We start from the raw sequence: 14,678 nt of genomic DNA, 5'->3' as shown, positions 1-14,678 counted from the left end.
AAAAGCTGACTGCCGAATCTTAAAATATTAAAAATGGTGCAATTTATTTTGCTAAACTGCAAGCTTCTGTGCCTGTATTTTTAATACAATTCGATAAAATATTTGTATCTGAAAAGAATCAATGAACGACCTGGACGCCGTATGCAAAGCCTGATCACCAATATCTCTCAACGTATCCGACAAGTGTACCAAAAAGCGGAAGGATTTATTGAGGATGAACGTGAATTTCCATTATCTCAAGTCTTCTTAAATGCGACTTTTCAGCGCTTTGTGACTGATAATGTGAAAATGTTGCAAGATCTGCATGCAGACTTACACGATGACTGGTTACGCCTGTACGCCACGCTGGACTATAACGGTTTAAACATTACCCTTTCGGTTGATTTAAAACTGGTGCAGATGGAGCTGAATAAAAACACGCAGCTAATCGTGTTTGAACAAATCAGTGACACCCAAGTGATTGATGCCAGTTATCCAAGTGTTTTTCATAAAATTGCTGTGAAATGCGCCTTGTTCTACTATCAAAAAATACGCAATGACGACCCTTTGGGGATGATTTTAGAAAAACTGAAAGTCATTAAAGTCAAAGATGACCTACTGCATTTGGACTTAAACCGCTGGCTAGGTAAAAACCGCTCGATCATTGACACCTTAGGTAAAGTTCACGTGAATCACGCTGTATTACGTGAAGCCGAATTGGTACTGATGGGCAACGTCAATTTAACCGCGTTGTTCCGTAAAATGTCTGAAGAAAGACAGGATGATCTGAGTGAACCTCTTGAAGATACACAAGTGACACCATTGAAACAAAAACAAAGCTAATGCCTGCCTTGCTCATCGCATCTACTCAATTTGGTTAAATTTTGGAAGAGAATACATACAGGAAAACTACATAAGCCGTATATTTTCTAATTTTCTCTTCATATTCAATGCGTATAATGGCAACAAGCAAGCAAATTGCATCTCCCTACATACAGAGGAAATATCTCAGCAATGGCAAATCATGTATTGAAAACAATGGGTATGGCAGCCGGTGTGTCCACAGCACTGTTCTTGGCTGGTTTCTCTAGCCAAGCATTTGCCATGAGTCCTTTCCAAGCCAGTTACCAGTTTAACTACAATGGTAAAAACTTGGGTTCTGCAACACGTACCTTAAGCAAAACAGGCAATCAGTGGAATTATGTATTTGCAGCCAAAGCGGGTGTGATTGCATCTGCCACTGAAACCAGCCGTTTTACTTTTAATGACGGTAAAATTGGCTCGTCTAGTTTTAGCCGCAGCAGTAAAATTTTGGTGCATAACAACACCATGAATATTAATTTTAATCCTGCTGCAAAAACTATTAACACCAAAAAAGACAGCGATGCACGCTCTTTTGCATGGAAAGCAGGTGTGTTGGATGAACTCAATGCAGAATTGCAAATTCGTGAAGATTTAAAAAGTGGCGGTTTAAAGTCGAGCTACTATATTGCCGACAACAAAGAAGTTGAATCACGTCGCTTTATTAAACAAGGCTCAGAAAAAGTCAAAACCAATTACGGTACGTTTGACACTATTAAAGTAGTTCTTAAACACAACAAACCTAACCGTGATACGATTTTCTGGCTTGCACCAAAACTTGACTACTTACCTGTAAAAGTCACCCACCAAGACAAAGACAAGTCTTATGGATTATTGCTAACAGGTTATAAAGGCCCAACCAACTAATTCCAAACATAGCTGCTGAGCAAACTCGGCAGCTATTCACCATTTGGTAAATTGTTCTTGCATTTTTTCAGGTGCTTTTTAAAATACGCTTTTGCTTTGAAAAGCACCTGCCCTTGAGGATTCTCCCGTGCATGCACTAGAACAGAAAATTTTAGCTGAAGGTATCGTTTTATCTGAGACGGTTCTCAAAGTCGATTCTTTCTTAAACCATCAAATTGACCCTGTGATGATGCAGCAAATTGGTCAAGAATTTGCGCGTTTGTTTAAAGATGCAGGCATCACCAAAATTATTACTATTGAAGCATCAGGTATTGCACCTGCAGTCATGGCAGGTTTAGAACTGGGCGTTCCTGTAATTTTTGCACGTAAATATCAATCTTTAACTTTAAAAGATGATTTATACCGCTCTAAAGTGTTTTCATTTACCAAACAAACGGAAAGCACCATCGCCATTTCAAACAAACACATTCATGCGAGCGACAAAGTGTTGGTCATTGATGACTTTTTAGCGAATGGTCAAGCAGCACTAGGGCTGGCAGATCTGATTCATCAAGCCCAAGCAGAAGTGGTTGGTATTGGAATTGTGATTGAAAAATCATTCCAGTCTGGTCGTGAATTACTCTTAGAAAAAGGCTACCGTGTCGAGTCATTGGCCCGTGTTAAATCTTTGGCAAATGGTACAGTTGAATTTGTACGTGATTAAGCCTTGCTTGCAGAAGCAATAAATCTAGTCATGACACAAAATTAAATCTCAAAAAGAGCGCTACGGTGCTCTTTTTTTAGCCCTATTATTTTGCAAACTTAAGCAACTCATTTACATATATTTTATTTACAAAATGACAGCGCTACGCCATGCTGAACCTCTTAAACAATAGTGTGTAAATCTCTTAAATATCAAGAAGGGAAAGATTACTCACTCTTTTGACATCCTGCTTGCAGTTATGCAGACAGCATTAGTACAAGGCATTTTACAGTCATGACACAAGACAATCCGTTGATGGAACACAGTATCGTCTGTCCAAAGTGTGGCTCAACCCAAGTTGAAAAACGCGACCATGAACAAAGCTTACAAAAAATTGGTGGAGTCTTATTAGGCTCGGCAGGAACAGCGGCAGGAACTGTCGGCGGTGCAGCCTCTGGAGCATCAATTGGTGCTGCAATTGGTACTGTGGCAGGGCCACTAGGGGTGATTATGGGTGGTACCATTGGTACTTTTGTAGGTGCAATTAGTGTTGGAATCACTGGCGGCTTTTTAGGGCATCGCTTTGGTAAAAAGGCAGGTGTAATTGTCGACCAAAATATCTTTCTTGATTTTCACTGTCTGAAATGCAAACACCGTTTTAAAGAACAAATCAAACCAAGCCAATCTTAAACACACCAAACGCAGATTTTCATATAAAAAAGTGCTGTATAAAACAGCACTTTTATCACATCTTTTTATTATTTTACTTGCACATTTTCGGCTGCAATTACTGGCTTTTGAGCTGCTAAATATTGAACTTCTGCAGGTTGTTTTTGGGCTTGTTGTTCTTGGGGGAAGTTCAGACTATGTACAATTTCAGTTGCAGCTATGCTCGACCACGAACAGCCTAAACTCAATACAGCTAAACCGATTAACACTAACTTATTCATTTCCACTTTTCCTCAATCTCTCATTTTTACAGCAATCCATTGTGCTTAATACATATACCTGCACAAAAAATGCTGCGTGAACCGTGACAGAAAATTCTGCTTTTAAAGTGGCTATTAAATGTGAAAAGTAAAAGACTGAATATCACTAAAAATAGTGATTTTACGTGAAAAGTAATTTGTTTTTTGCATGAATAAAAATACTCAAATTACCGCAGCCAATGAAGCTCAAATACAATCAAGGTGTAAAACATTCTATTCGTTTTACACCTGAGTTAATGATTCAGAAAATTACATTCCTTGTAACTTTTTCACCATTTCGCCTAAACGTTGCCCTTGTGCTTCACACAAGATTTTTTCATCCTGACTCAAAGCCTGATCGTGGCGTGGGCCACTCACATGAGTTGCCCCATACGGTGTACCGCCTGTCTTGGTGTTGGATAACGCAGGATGTGCATTGTGCAAGCCCATGATCATCATGCCATGGTGAAAAAGTGGCGGTAACATAGTCAGTAAAGTGCTTTCCTGTCCGCCATGCATCGAACCTGAAGAGGTAAACACACAGGCAGGTTTATTATGTAACGCACCATTCAGCCACAGACTGGTGGTTTGATCCCAAAAGTATTTCATTTCTGATGCCATATTGCCAAAGCGTGTTGGCGAACCTAAGGCTAAACCTGAACAATTGGCCAGATCATCCAAAGTACAGTAAATATCGCCTTCTGCTGGAATACTTGGCTCAGCTTGTTGTACCACAGTTGAAATATTGGGTACGGTTCTAATTTTAACAGGCATGTCACTGGCCTCTACTCCATTGGCAATTAAATGTGCCATTTCCTTAGTAGAACCATATTTACTAAAGTACAAAACCAGAATATATGCTTGCATCATGCGAATAAATCAGACTAAAAATGAAAACTATACGGTATTTTGCTGCTTTTTTGGTTAAGCTTAAACATGAAAACACATAAAGATGATTAAAAATTGAGACAGCGACTGTATGATTGTTGAGTATTTAAAGAAACTGCCCTTCTATGACAAAAAATGGTTTCAATTTGTCTTATTTGTGCTGCGTCGCTTTGAAGCCGACCGCTGCCGTGAACAAGCAGGGTCTTTAACCTACACCACCCTGTTTGCGGTTGTGCCTATGCTGACCGTTTTTTTAGTGATCATCTCTTCCATTAAGGCACTTGAACCTGCACGCCAACAATTACAACAGCTGATTTACAGTAACTTTTTACCTAAAACTACCATCGCGTTCGACAAAGCCTTAAGTGCTTTTACTGATAAATCTAGCAACCTCACGATTATCGGGATTCTGTTTTTATTCATTACCACAGTGATGATGCTGACCAGTATTGAAACCGTGTTTAATCGTATTTGGCGTGTCAAAGAAACCCGTGGTGGCATTATGGGTTTTATGCGTTATTGGACCATTATTTCTTTAGGGCCTATTTTACTGGGTAGTGCCTTTGTTATTTCATCCACTCTGGCATCTATGAATGTTCTCAGCAATAACTTTGCAGGTTATGAGCTCAACGGTGCGTTTATTTTATGGCTGATTTCATTCGCACTGACTGTTTTAGGCTTTTTTATTCTAAACTGGACGATTCCCAACCGTAGTGTGCCTGTAAAAGCCGCCCTAATTGCAGGTGTTTTTAGCGCAGTGGTGTTTGAATTATTAAAAAACCTGTTTGGTTTTATTATGTCCAACTTCACCAGCTATGAGCTGATTTATGGTGCATTTGCGGCTGTGCCTATTTTCTTACTGTGGATTTTTCTGTCTTGGAACATCGTACTCTTAGGTGTCGAAATTAGTTATGCCCTGACCGCATTTGAAGCCAGTCGAGAAAAAAAATGCCATCCCCTACTTATGCTTTTAGACTTGCTGGAATTGTTCTATAAAAAGCAAATGCGTGGCGAGAGTGTAAGCGAAGCAGAAGCACTAGATGTTTTAGGCCGCAATGAAATTGGACGCTGGCCATCTTATGTGTTGATGTTGGAACAGCAAAATTTAATTAAGCGCACTGAAAATGATGAATTCGTGTTGGTGCGTAATTTGTCTCAGGTGGATTTTTGGAGTTTTTATTCAAAATTACCTTACTCTTTACCACGCCGTCAGGAGTTAGCCAATGTGTATCCTGATGATGAATGGATGCAAAAACTAGGGCCTATTTTAATTGAATCTGACGACTACTTAGCTGCCAAACTTTCCATTCCGTTATCTAAAATTTTTGAAGCGAAATAACGGCTAATCTAGATCATTTCAATTTTTGGCACAAACCATCTTCAAGTTTAGGTATGCAATTCCCTAAGTCGCTTGAAGATGGTTTTTGCTTGATTGCAGATAAAGTCTGACAAACCACAACCCAACCGAATTCAAACCGAGCAGCACAGCTTATTTGCTTTGCATTACCTGAGTTTTATTTTTAAACCAACCTTGTGCATTGACCATCAACACGCCCAACATGACCAAAATTGCCCCGACGATAAAACTTTGACTCAGACTTTCATTCAATAACCAAACACCAAACAACACCCCGAATAAAGGCGTTAAAAATGAAAATACGCCTAAGCTAGAGGCTAAATATTGCTTCAACAACCAAAACCAAGCCAAATAGCTAATAAATGAAATCAACACAGCATGAAAAACCAAACTTGCCCATGCAATAGCAGTCCAATGAATGTCTGCTTGCCCGAGTGCATACGCCATAGGCAATAAAATCAGAAAGCCACCTACCAATTGATAAAACAGGGTTTGCGTTGCAGGTGCTTCAGACAAACGGCTTAAACGTACAGCTATCGTGGTGGCTGCCCAAAGCATACCTGCACTTAAGGCCAGTAAATCACCAAAAAGCATTTGGCTGAAGTCTTGCTGTTGAGATTCAGCACGCCACAAAAACGTAACCGCAATCCCGACAAAAGCCAAAATAATTCCGCTCCACTGCAAAGGAGATAACTGCTCTGCAGGTAGTTTCCAATGTAAGCCTAAAGCCACAAAAATAGGTGCGGTATATAGTAAAACCACCACGTGCGAGGCAGAGGTATATTGAATAGCTTGCCCTAGCATAAAAAATTCTGCGGCAAACAACACCCCGACCAATATGCCGGGATACACATATTGCGCTGCAAGCAATTGCGTATTTCTTGCCATCCACAACAAAGGCAACACCATGATGGCAGATAAACCTGAGCGTAATGCCAATTGCATTAATGGAGAAATATCAGGTGCGGCCAGCTTCAGCACTACTTGTTGTAAACCCCAAAAGACGCACAAAATAAGCATCATACTGCTGGCTTTTGCATCTAGTGCTTGGCGTGAACTCATGGCTGAACCTGATTTAAATAAAAAAATAGACTTTCAAATAAGCGGCGAACTCAACCCAAATAGCATGGATGATTAAATACGCTTGAGTAGGTGAAATATTTTGGCATTATGCGTGAGTTTGCATAAAAAAAGCGACCTTAAAAGATCGCTAATTTTAAATAAGATATGGGCTTAATCGTCTGTTGCAAAAGCAATATCACTGAGTCCGGCTTCACTCGCACGTGACATTACTTGCGCTACAGTATCATAACGCGCTTCTTTGTCGGCTCTTAACACCACCGTTGGTTGCTGTGCTTGCTGACTGGCACTGTTAAAGCGGGTTTGCAATTCATCTAAGCTAATAATTTGATCATCCCACGCCACTTCACCATTGGCATTGATACTGACCTGAATTTGATCAGGTGGTAAATCTACAATCTCTGCAGTCGTTTGCGGCAAGGTTAATGGTATAGATGGGTTGGCAACGGTCGCTGTCACCAAAAAGATGATCATCAATACCAACATAATGTCGATCAGGGGAATGAGGTTCATCTCATTCATGCCTGAGTCGTTGTCTTCACCCAATTGAAAAGCCATTAAACCTGACCTCCCACTAAACTTTGTTGTGTTGCTTTCACTTCTGTTTTTTGCACAGATGAATCTTGCTGCAACATGGTATCAATCAACAAGCTGTGTGCATGATCTTGCAGATTGTTCGATAAGGTACGGTTCACGCGTGAGCAAATGTTGTAGGCAATCACTGCTGGAATTGCGACTGCCAAACCAAAGCCTGTCATAATTAAAGCTTCACCCACTGGGGTTGCGACTTGTGCCAGTCCTGCCTGCCCACTTTTACCTACGGCAACCAGTGCATGGAAAATTCCCCAAACCGTACCGAATAAACCGACAAACGGTGCAAGTGAGGCAATTGTACCCAATACCGACACCCCTTTTTCTGCCGATGCTTTTTCTACAGAAATTTGACGCAATAGGGCCTGTTCTGCAACCGCTTTGCGCTGTTCAAAACTTAGTGGCGCCAGTTTTGCCTTAAGCTGATTTAAAGCCTGAGACAGTTGAGCATAAGCTTGTTGCTTCAATTGGCGCGTGCCCATCAAACGTAATGCGAAGATGGTCCATGTCGCAATCGACATCGCCAATAACACGAAATACAGTGTTTTGCTGACTGCATCTGCATGTTGCCAATAGACGGAAAAGTTCATACTCGAACTCCTGTTAAGGTTAGCCGTTAGGGTTCAATGTCAATTCAAAAGGCTGCTCAGCACGAATTGGATAAGCAACGCCATTTTCTTTGTACGGTTTGAATTTTGCACTACGCACAGCGCGTAAAATCTTTTGATCTAAAGCAGGTAAACCACTGGAACGGGTGATTTGTGCATGGGTAATTGCGCCTTTTTCATTGGCCTCAATGAGAACTACCACTGTTCGGGTTTCACCTTGTAAATCGCGGTTACTATAAGTTGGTTTTGGTGAGCGACTCCATTGCACCCCTGACCCACCAATTGAAACTGTTTTAGGTGCGGCTGGCACGACAGGTGCGGGTGCAACAGGCGCAGGAGTTGGTTTAGGTGCGGCTTGTACCACCTTAGTTTCAGTCACTGTCGCTACAGGTGCAGGTTTCACAACACGCTCGACAGGTTTTTCTACGGGTTTTGCCACAGGCTTAGGCGCTTCCGCTTTTTTCACCTGCTGTACTTTTTCCACTTTTTTAGGTGGCGGTGGTAACGGTTTTTCTACCACTGGCACTTCTTTCACTGGCTGCGGTTTTGGTTTTTCTGGTTGCGGCTCAGCTTTAGGTTGTGGCGGCAAAGGTTTTGGAGGTTCTTGAATTTTTACAAAGCGGACTTTTAAAGGTTCTTTTTCTATTGGCTTTAAGCTTGGGGTTGGCATCTGCCCCAATGCCCACAACACGCCCACGTGTCCCAATGCAACCACGGCTAAAGCTGTTACAACTTTCTTTTTCATGGTGTGGGATGTATGCGTCATAGCGTTGGGAGATTGGTTCATTAAAGTCAGCGACCTTGAAAAGCAATTGCCAAACCATCACAGCTTATACGATCAAACTGATCGGTTAGCACAATTAAAGTAACGCAATAATAAATGAGAAGTGTTTTCATTTGCAACTATTTTTTAATAACACATGTGAACAATCACACATTATGCTTATTAATACACAATTAAAATAAATGTTATAACATTACAATTATAGTATAAAAAAACATGCCTAGACGGCATGTTTTTTGTTCAATCTTGAGATGGCTTTACACCCTATTGAAATACAACAGTTTTGTTGCCATCTACAATAATACGGTCTTCTAAATGCCATTTGACTGCACGAGCCAGTACATTACGTTCAACGTCCTGCCCCAATTCGCGCAACTGATCTACCGTAAAGTCATGGTTTACACGCTCTACATCTTGCTCAATAATCGGGCCTTGGTCTAGGTCTGCAGTCACGTAGTGTGCCGTTGCACCAATCAACTTCACGCCTTTTTCATAGGCTTGTTTGTACGGGTTTGCTCCCACAAAGGCCGGCAAGAAAGAGTGGTGAATATTGATCACTTTCATTTCCCACTTAGACACAAACTCTTCATCCAGAATTTGCATATAACGCGCCAATACCAGCAAATCATTGCCTTGCATCAATTCATCAATTTGAGCATAAGCTTCACGTTTATTTTCTTTATTTACAGGTACCACTTCAAATGGGATACCAAAATTTTCTACCGCTTCACGCAATGTGTCATGGTTCGACACTACTTTGGTAATTTCACACGGTAAACCGCCACGTGAATGACGCCATAACAACTCAAGCAAAGCATGATCGACTTTAGACACCAAAATGCCGACTTTTTTCACATCGCTGACTAAGGCCAAACGCCACTGCATGTCATAGCGTTCTGCCACGTTAGATGCAAACGTTTGCAATAAGCTTTCTTTACGGCTTTGCAAATGATCCAGCTCAAACTCAACCCGCATGAAATAACGCCCGCCCTGTGCTTCTGTTGCGTATTGATCAAGCGCAGTAATGTTAGCTCCCTGATGATACAAAAAGCTTGATACAGCCTGCACAATACCCGGTTTATCTTCACAGGTAATCAGTAAACGTGCAGTATTCGCAGTCGTCATATTCATGTTGTTTTAAGTCACTACTTGGTTAAATTGAAAAACAAGCCGAGTATTCTAACGCGTTTCTCAGACATTCTAAATAGCCATTCACAGCCGCTTAGTCGGCTTGGGTATTTTTACTGGATGATAAACTTGCAAACAGTTCAGATGAACCCAATGTTTCCAATAATCGCTCATAAGTCGCACGGCTTTCACCACGTAAATATGCCCCCTCAAGGAACAACATTTGACGCAAAGCCTGCCATACCCATTTTTCTTCTAAATGATTGGAATCGGTAATGTGACCCGACATATATAAGAAGTTGGTCCAGTTGGTCAGCACAATCCAGATATTAATAATTAAGGCTTCAATTTCCGACTCGGTCATTTGCATGAGTCCTGCATCCACAAAGGCCTGATAAATTTTCTGCCCCTGCTGCATGACCTGCCCTGCAAAACGCGGATACATTTTGCGGAAATCTTCATTGGTTTCGACCAAGTGATAGACATCACGATGCAAAAAACGATAGGCCCATAACTGACTACTGAGTACCTGAAAATAACGAATTTTATCGTTGGCATCCAACCCACGGCTTTCAGGTAAGGCCAACATTTCTAAAGTTTCCTGCTGGTATTGCTCCATCAACTCTTTAATAATTTCGTTCTTATTGCGGAAATGGTAATACAAATTCCCTGGGCTCATGCCCAATTCAGCCGCAATATGATTGGTTGTAACTGAACGCTCACCACGCTCGTTAAACAATTGCAAACTCAATTGCAAAATACGTTCTTTGGTTTTCAACGTTTTGGTTTGTGACATCCTAAAAACAACCATTCTTTAAAATTTGGGGGAGCGAAAACATAAAGTCACTTGACTGTTTAGAGTAAATACTCTAAAAACTAACTTATATTGCTTTTATTGAATGGTAACATGCCATGAACAGTCAAACAAAAACAACTTCAATGACCCCTCATTCACCCGATTTACAACGTCTGGATGATATTTTGGCATTGCAGAAATATGCGTATCAACGTAATCCTGTCCCAAGTGCCAAAGAACGCATTGAGCGTTTAGCTCGCTTAAAACGTGTCATTGTGAAATATCAAGACCAATTTGCTGAAGCGATTAATCGTGACTATGGCAACCGTGCCATTGCAGAAACTAAAATTGGCGAGCTGCTGACTTGTTTAGAACATATCAAATACTACAGTAAAAACCTAAGCAATTGGATGAAACCGTCTAAACGTCAAGTCGGAATCATTCACCAACCTGCAAAAGCATGGGTACAGTATCAGCCTTTAGGGGTGATTGGCATTATTGCACCATGGAATTATCCATTATTACTGTCTTTAGGCCCACTCATTTGTGCTTTGGCTGCAGGTAACAATGCCATGATCAAAATTTCCAGTGCCTCGACCCATTTTGGTCGGGTATTGGAAAATGCCTTGAGTGAAGCGTTCCCACAAGAACTGGTGGCAGTGATTAATGGCGGTGGTAATCTTTCTGACGCCTTCAGCCATTTACCTTTTGACAAAATGATTTTCACAGGCTCTACCGAAGTCGGTAAAACGGTAATGGCTGCAGCATCCAAAAACTTAGTTCCTGTCATTTTAGAACTTGGTGGAAAATCACCTGTTTTGGTTCACCCTTCTAGCGACATGGCCGATGTTGCTCAACGTCTTGCCGTAGGTAAACTTTGGAACGCAGGTCAAACCTGCGTTGCGCCTGACTATATGTTCCTGCCTAAAGGTAAAACTGCCGAATTTATGGAACATTTTGAACGCTATGTGACGGAAATGTATCCACACATTCGTGACAATCAGGACTATACCGCCATTATTAATGACAAACAGTACCGCCGTTTGCAAGGTTATTTGGAAGATGCCCGTGAACGCGGTGCCAATATTATTGAAATTAATCCGCAAAGTGAAAATGTCGCTGCAACCCGCAAAATGGCGCCTACCGTACTGACCAATGTCAGCCCAGACATGCAAATTATGCAAAACGAAATCTTCGGGCCAGTGCTACCTATCTTAGAATATGATCAAATTGATGATGTAATCGAGTTTATTAATAGCCGACCGCGTCCTCTTGCTTTATACTATTTCGACTTTGATCAGGCGCGTGCCGACTATGTCGCACAGCGAACCCATTCAGGGCATTTCGGAATCAATACTGTATTGACCCACGTTGCACAAGATGACCTACCGTTTGGCGGTGTTGGCGCATCAGGGATGGGGAAATATCACGGTCCTGAAGGTTTTTTCAGCTTATCACATGAACGGTCGGTAATGTCTAATCCGAAGCTATATAGCTTGAAGTTCATTCTTCCCCCATTTGATAAGCCGATTCATCGATTGATTTCGAAGACGCTGCTTCGCTAACTGATCAAGGCATGAGCTATCAAACTAGCTCATGCTGTTTTTGAAGAAAATCGCTTGTCTTTTAAGCGTATTTTTGATATAAAACGCCCCTTGAATGAATTCATCCGTTTATTTTTGACTGGCCATACAGATTTGCTGTTGGCTAAATCAATGGAGTTACACCATGTCTAAGGTTTGCCAAGTTACCGGCAAGCGTCCAGTCGTTGGTAACAACGTCTCACACGCCAACAACAAAACTAAGCGCCGGTTCGAGCCGAACCTGCACAACCACCGTTTCTGGTTAGAAAGCGAAAAACGTTTCGTACGTCTTCGTTTAACCACTAAAGGTATGCGTATTATCGACAAATTGGGCATTGAAAAGGTTGTTGCTGACCTACGTGCTCAAGGTCAAAAGATCTAAGTAAGGAGTCAAGACAATGCGTGATAAGATTCGCTTAGTGTCTACAGCGGGTACTGGTTATTTCTACACCACTACTAAAAACAAACGTACTATGCCGGAAAAAATGGAAATCAAAAAATTTGATCCAAAAATCCGTCAACACGTGATTTTCAAAGAAGCTAAAATCAAATAATTTTGGCTTTTTAAAAAAACGACCTGAATTAGGTCGTTTTTTTTGCACTTTTTTTGCCCCACTTGTTAAAATTTCCTCGCATTTTTCTTTTGGCACTGTTTGTGCTTGTCTTCACATAAGGTTAACCATGGCTTCAGGAGTTTCTCGTGCCGCATGATGTAGAACTCATTATCTTACTTGCCGTTGGTTTTGGCTTGGCGCTGGTATTTGGTTATATCGCTGCTCGTTTACGCCTGCCGCCGCTCATGGGCTATTTAATTGCTGGGGTGATCATTAGCCCCAACACCCCCGGAATTGTTGCCGACATCCATTTAGCCAACCAACTGGCAGAACTTGGGGTAATGTTCCTCATGTTTGGCGTGGGCATGCACTTTTCCCTGAACGATCTCATGCAAGTCCGACGTATTGCCCTGCCTGGTGCAATACTACAAATTGCAGTGGCGACCTTATTGGGTGTGGGTGTGTCGATGATGTGGGGTTGGAGTTTTGGCTCTGCGCTCATCTTTGGCTTAAGCCTGTCCTGTGCCAGTACCGTTGTTTTGCTCAAAGCCTTAGGAGATCGCGGCTTACTTGACTCCGTTAACGGTAAAATTGCTGTGGGTTGGTTATTGGTTGAAGACTTAGTGATGGTCTTGGCCTTGGTACTGCTTCCCGCAACAGCCGTATTACTGGGTGGACAAGCCATTGAAGGTGCAAATGATGAAAATATCTGGCTAACTTTGGGGCTAACCTTACTTAAGGTCTCAGGCTTCATTGCCTTTATGCTCATTGTGGGCAAACGCCTTGTGCCCTTTATCATGCAAATTGTGGCGCGGTTGGGCTCTCGGGAACTGTTTACCCTAACTGTAGTTGCAGCAGCGGTATCAATTGCCTTTGGTGCCTATAAAGTCTTTGGCGTATCGATGGCGCTCGGTGCATTCTTTGCAGGTATGGTGGTGAAAGAGTCTGACTTTAGCCATCGTGCCGAAGAAGAAACTCTTCCACTACGTGAAATTTTCTCAATCCTGTTCTTTGTAGCCGTGGGCATGCTGTTTGACCCACGTATTTTAATTGAAGAACCGATACACGTACTGGCTGTGGTTGCCATTATTATGGTGGGTAAAACCATTGCAGCAATGGCGTTGGTGCTGTTCTTCCGCTACCCACTCAACACGGCCTTAACTGTAGGTGCAAGCTTAGCGCAAATTGGTGAGTTCTCCTTCATTTTGGCAACCTTAGGCGTATCGCTACAACTGTTGTCGCTGGAAGGCCAAAACCTGATTCTGGCAGGAGCACTCATTTCTATTACACTCAACTCTTTTGTTTTCTCTGCAATTGAACCCGTGCAAAACTGGATTCGGGAACGCTCTTACTTGGCACGTTTACTGGAACGTAGCAGCGACCCATTAGCGATGCTACCCGATGAAGTCTCACAGGACTATTTACGTGATCAGGTCGTGATTGTTGGACATGGTGAAGTCGGACGTCGTATTACCCAAAACCTCATGGCTGAAAATATTAAGGTCGTGATTGCCGAAGAAAACCGTGAAATTGTAGAAGATTTGCGTGCCAAAGGCATTGCTGCGGTCAGCGGAGTTGCGACAGAAGCAGGTGTGCTGATTCAGGCGCATATCCAGCATGCAAGACTGTTGGTGCTTTCGCCTATGGATATTCTGGACATTCATAAAATTGTGGATATTGCCAAAACCCTCAACCCTGAAATTCAGGTCTTGGTTTGTGCAGAAAGCAAAGCTGAAGCCGAAGTGATTCGTAAGGACAACATTGGTGAGGTGTATTTCGCCAAAGAAGAAATGGCGAAAAATATGAGTAATTATATTTTAAATCAAATTGAAATTGCGCATCATCAACCACCAACGCATTAAGCCAAGTTTGGACTTATGGCGATCTAAGCCAGATATAAAACAAACAAAAAGCGCACTTTAAACAGTGCGCTTTTTATATGAACGATTGCT

General features: G+C 41.9%; 17 protein-coding genes. 9 read left to right on the top strand and 8 right to left on the bottom strand.

Translation table 11 applies throughout. From position 1 onward, the window contains the following. Window positions 1-141 precede the first annotated feature (141 nt). From HHA41_RS06710 to HHA41_RS06695, 4 genes are all read left to right on the top strand, one after another. The gene (locus HHA41_RS06710) at window positions 142-822 is read left to right on the top strand and encodes a hypothetical protein (RefSeq protein WP_168461086.1); all 681 of its coding nucleotides are present in this window, start codon (window positions 142-144) and stop codon (window positions 820-822) included. 171 nt (window positions 823-993) lie between these two features. Then, window positions 994-1,707, top strand: coding sequence for a DUF3108 domain-containing protein (locus tag HHA41_RS06705; protein WP_168461085.1), 714 nt, complete (start codon window positions 994-996; stop codon window positions 1,705-1,707). Window positions 1,708-1,834: 127 nt separating this feature from the next. Beyond that, window positions 1,835-2,410: a xanthine phosphoribosyltransferase gene (locus HHA41_RS06700; RefSeq protein WP_168461084.1), complete on the top strand. Its 576-nt coding sequence runs from the start codon at window positions 1,835-1,837 to the stop codon at window positions 2,408-2,410. 273 nt (window positions 2,411-2,683) lie between these two features. After that, window positions 2,684-3,079 (top strand): hypothetical protein, encoded by a 396-nt coding sequence (locus HHA41_RS06695; protein ID WP_168418531.1) that lies wholly within the window; start codon window positions 2,684-2,686, stop codon window positions 3,077-3,079. 68 nt (window positions 3,080-3,147) lie between these two features. On the opposite strand, the gene HHA41_RS06690 is transcribed toward HHA41_RS06695, so the two are convergent. Further along, a complete protein-coding gene (locus HHA41_RS06690) occupies window positions 3,148-3,339 on the bottom strand; it encodes a hypothetical protein (RefSeq protein WP_168461082.1) in 192 nt (63 codons plus the stop codon). Between the two features lie 288 nt (window positions 3,340-3,627). Next, on the bottom strand, window positions 3,628-4,224 hold the full coding sequence (gene wrbA, locus HHA41_RS06685) for an NAD(P)H:quinone oxidoreductase (protein ID WP_168461101.1): 597 nt from the start codon (window positions 4,222-4,224) through the stop codon (window positions 3,628-3,630). Window positions 4,225-4,336: 112 nt separating this feature from the next. Here wrbA and HHA41_RS06680 point away from each other — a divergent pair, with 112 nt between their 5' ends. After that, window positions 4,337-5,584, top strand: a complete 1,248-nt coding sequence (locus HHA41_RS06680) for a YihY family inner membrane protein (RefSeq protein WP_168418529.1) — start codon at window positions 4,337-4,339, stop codon at window positions 5,582-5,584. A 150-nt stretch (window positions 5,585-5,734) separates the two neighbouring features. Here HHA41_RS06680 and HHA41_RS06675 read toward each other — a convergent pair whose 3' ends face one another. From HHA41_RS06675 to HHA41_RS06650, 6 genes are all read right to left on the bottom strand, one after another. Beyond that, window positions 5,735-6,664: a DMT family transporter gene (locus HHA41_RS06675; RefSeq protein WP_168461081.1), complete on the bottom strand. Its 930-nt coding sequence runs from the start codon at window positions 6,662-6,664 to the stop codon at window positions 5,735-5,737. A gap of 171 nt (window positions 6,665-6,835) precedes the next feature. Beyond that, entirely contained in the window at window positions 6,836-7,240 is a 405-nt protein-coding gene (locus tag HHA41_RS06670; RefSeq protein WP_168461080.1) for a biopolymer transporter ExbD, read from the bottom strand. Next, the gene (locus tag HHA41_RS06665; RefSeq protein WP_004976156.1) at window positions 7,240-7,863 is read right to left on the bottom strand and encodes a MotA/TolQ/ExbB proton channel family protein; all 624 of its coding nucleotides are present in this window, start codon (window positions 7,861-7,863) and stop codon (window positions 7,240-7,242) included. Before HHA41_RS06665 ends, HHA41_RS06670 begins: the two co-directional genes overlap by 1 nt. Before the next feature lie 19 nt (window positions 7,864-7,882). Further along, a complete protein-coding gene (locus HHA41_RS06660) occupies window positions 7,883-8,668 on the bottom strand; it encodes an energy transducer TonB (protein WP_168418526.1) in 786 nt (261 codons plus the stop codon). Window positions 8,669-8,929: 261 nt separating this feature from the next. Next, window positions 8,930-9,796, bottom strand: coding sequence for a formyltetrahydrofolate deformylase (gene purU, locus HHA41_RS06655; protein WP_168418525.1), 867 nt, complete (start codon window positions 9,794-9,796; stop codon window positions 8,930-8,932). Between the two features lie 91 nt (window positions 9,797-9,887). Beyond that, complete coding sequence (locus HHA41_RS06650; protein ID WP_168418524.1) at window positions 9,888-10,589, bottom strand: TetR/AcrR family transcriptional regulator; 702 nt, start codon at window positions 10,587-10,589, stop codon at window positions 9,888-9,890. Between the two features lie 116 nt (window positions 10,590-10,705). On the opposite strand from HHA41_RS06650, the gene HHA41_RS06645 reads away from it, so the two are divergent. The 4 genes from HHA41_RS06645 to HHA41_RS06630 all read left to right on the top strand — a co-directional run bounded on the left by HHA41_RS06645 (window position 10,706) and on the right by HHA41_RS06630 (window position 14,588). Beyond that, window positions 10,706-12,154, top strand: coding sequence for a coniferyl aldehyde dehydrogenase (locus tag HHA41_RS06645; RefSeq protein WP_168461078.1), 1,449 nt, complete (start codon window positions 10,706-10,708; stop codon window positions 12,152-12,154). A gap of 163 nt (window positions 12,155-12,317) precedes the next feature. Beyond that, window positions 12,318-12,554: a 50S ribosomal protein L28 gene (gene rpmB, locus HHA41_RS06640; protein ID WP_004976147.1), complete on the top strand. Its 237-nt coding sequence runs from the start codon at window positions 12,318-12,320 to the stop codon at window positions 12,552-12,554. Between the two features lie 16 nt (window positions 12,555-12,570). Then, window positions 12,571-12,726 (top strand): 50S ribosomal protein L33, encoded by a 156-nt coding sequence (gene rpmG / locus HHA41_RS06635; protein WP_003654787.1) that lies wholly within the window; start codon window positions 12,571-12,573, stop codon window positions 12,724-12,726. A 146-nt stretch (window positions 12,727-12,872) separates the two neighbouring features. Continuing rightward, window positions 12,873-14,588 (top strand): cation:proton antiporter, encoded by a 1,716-nt coding sequence (locus tag HHA41_RS06630; protein WP_168418522.1) that lies wholly within the window; start codon window positions 12,873-12,875, stop codon window positions 14,586-14,588. The last annotated feature ends 90 nt before the right edge of the window (window positions 14,589-14,678 follow it).

It is taken from the genome of Acinetobacter sp. A1 (assembly GCF_012371315.1).
Taxonomy (GTDB): domain Bacteria; phylum Pseudomonadota; class Gammaproteobacteria; order Pseudomonadales; family Moraxellaceae; genus Acinetobacter.
Note: the sequence above shows the minus strand (reverse complement) of the source record. Positions and strands in the feature narration are given on the sequence as shown.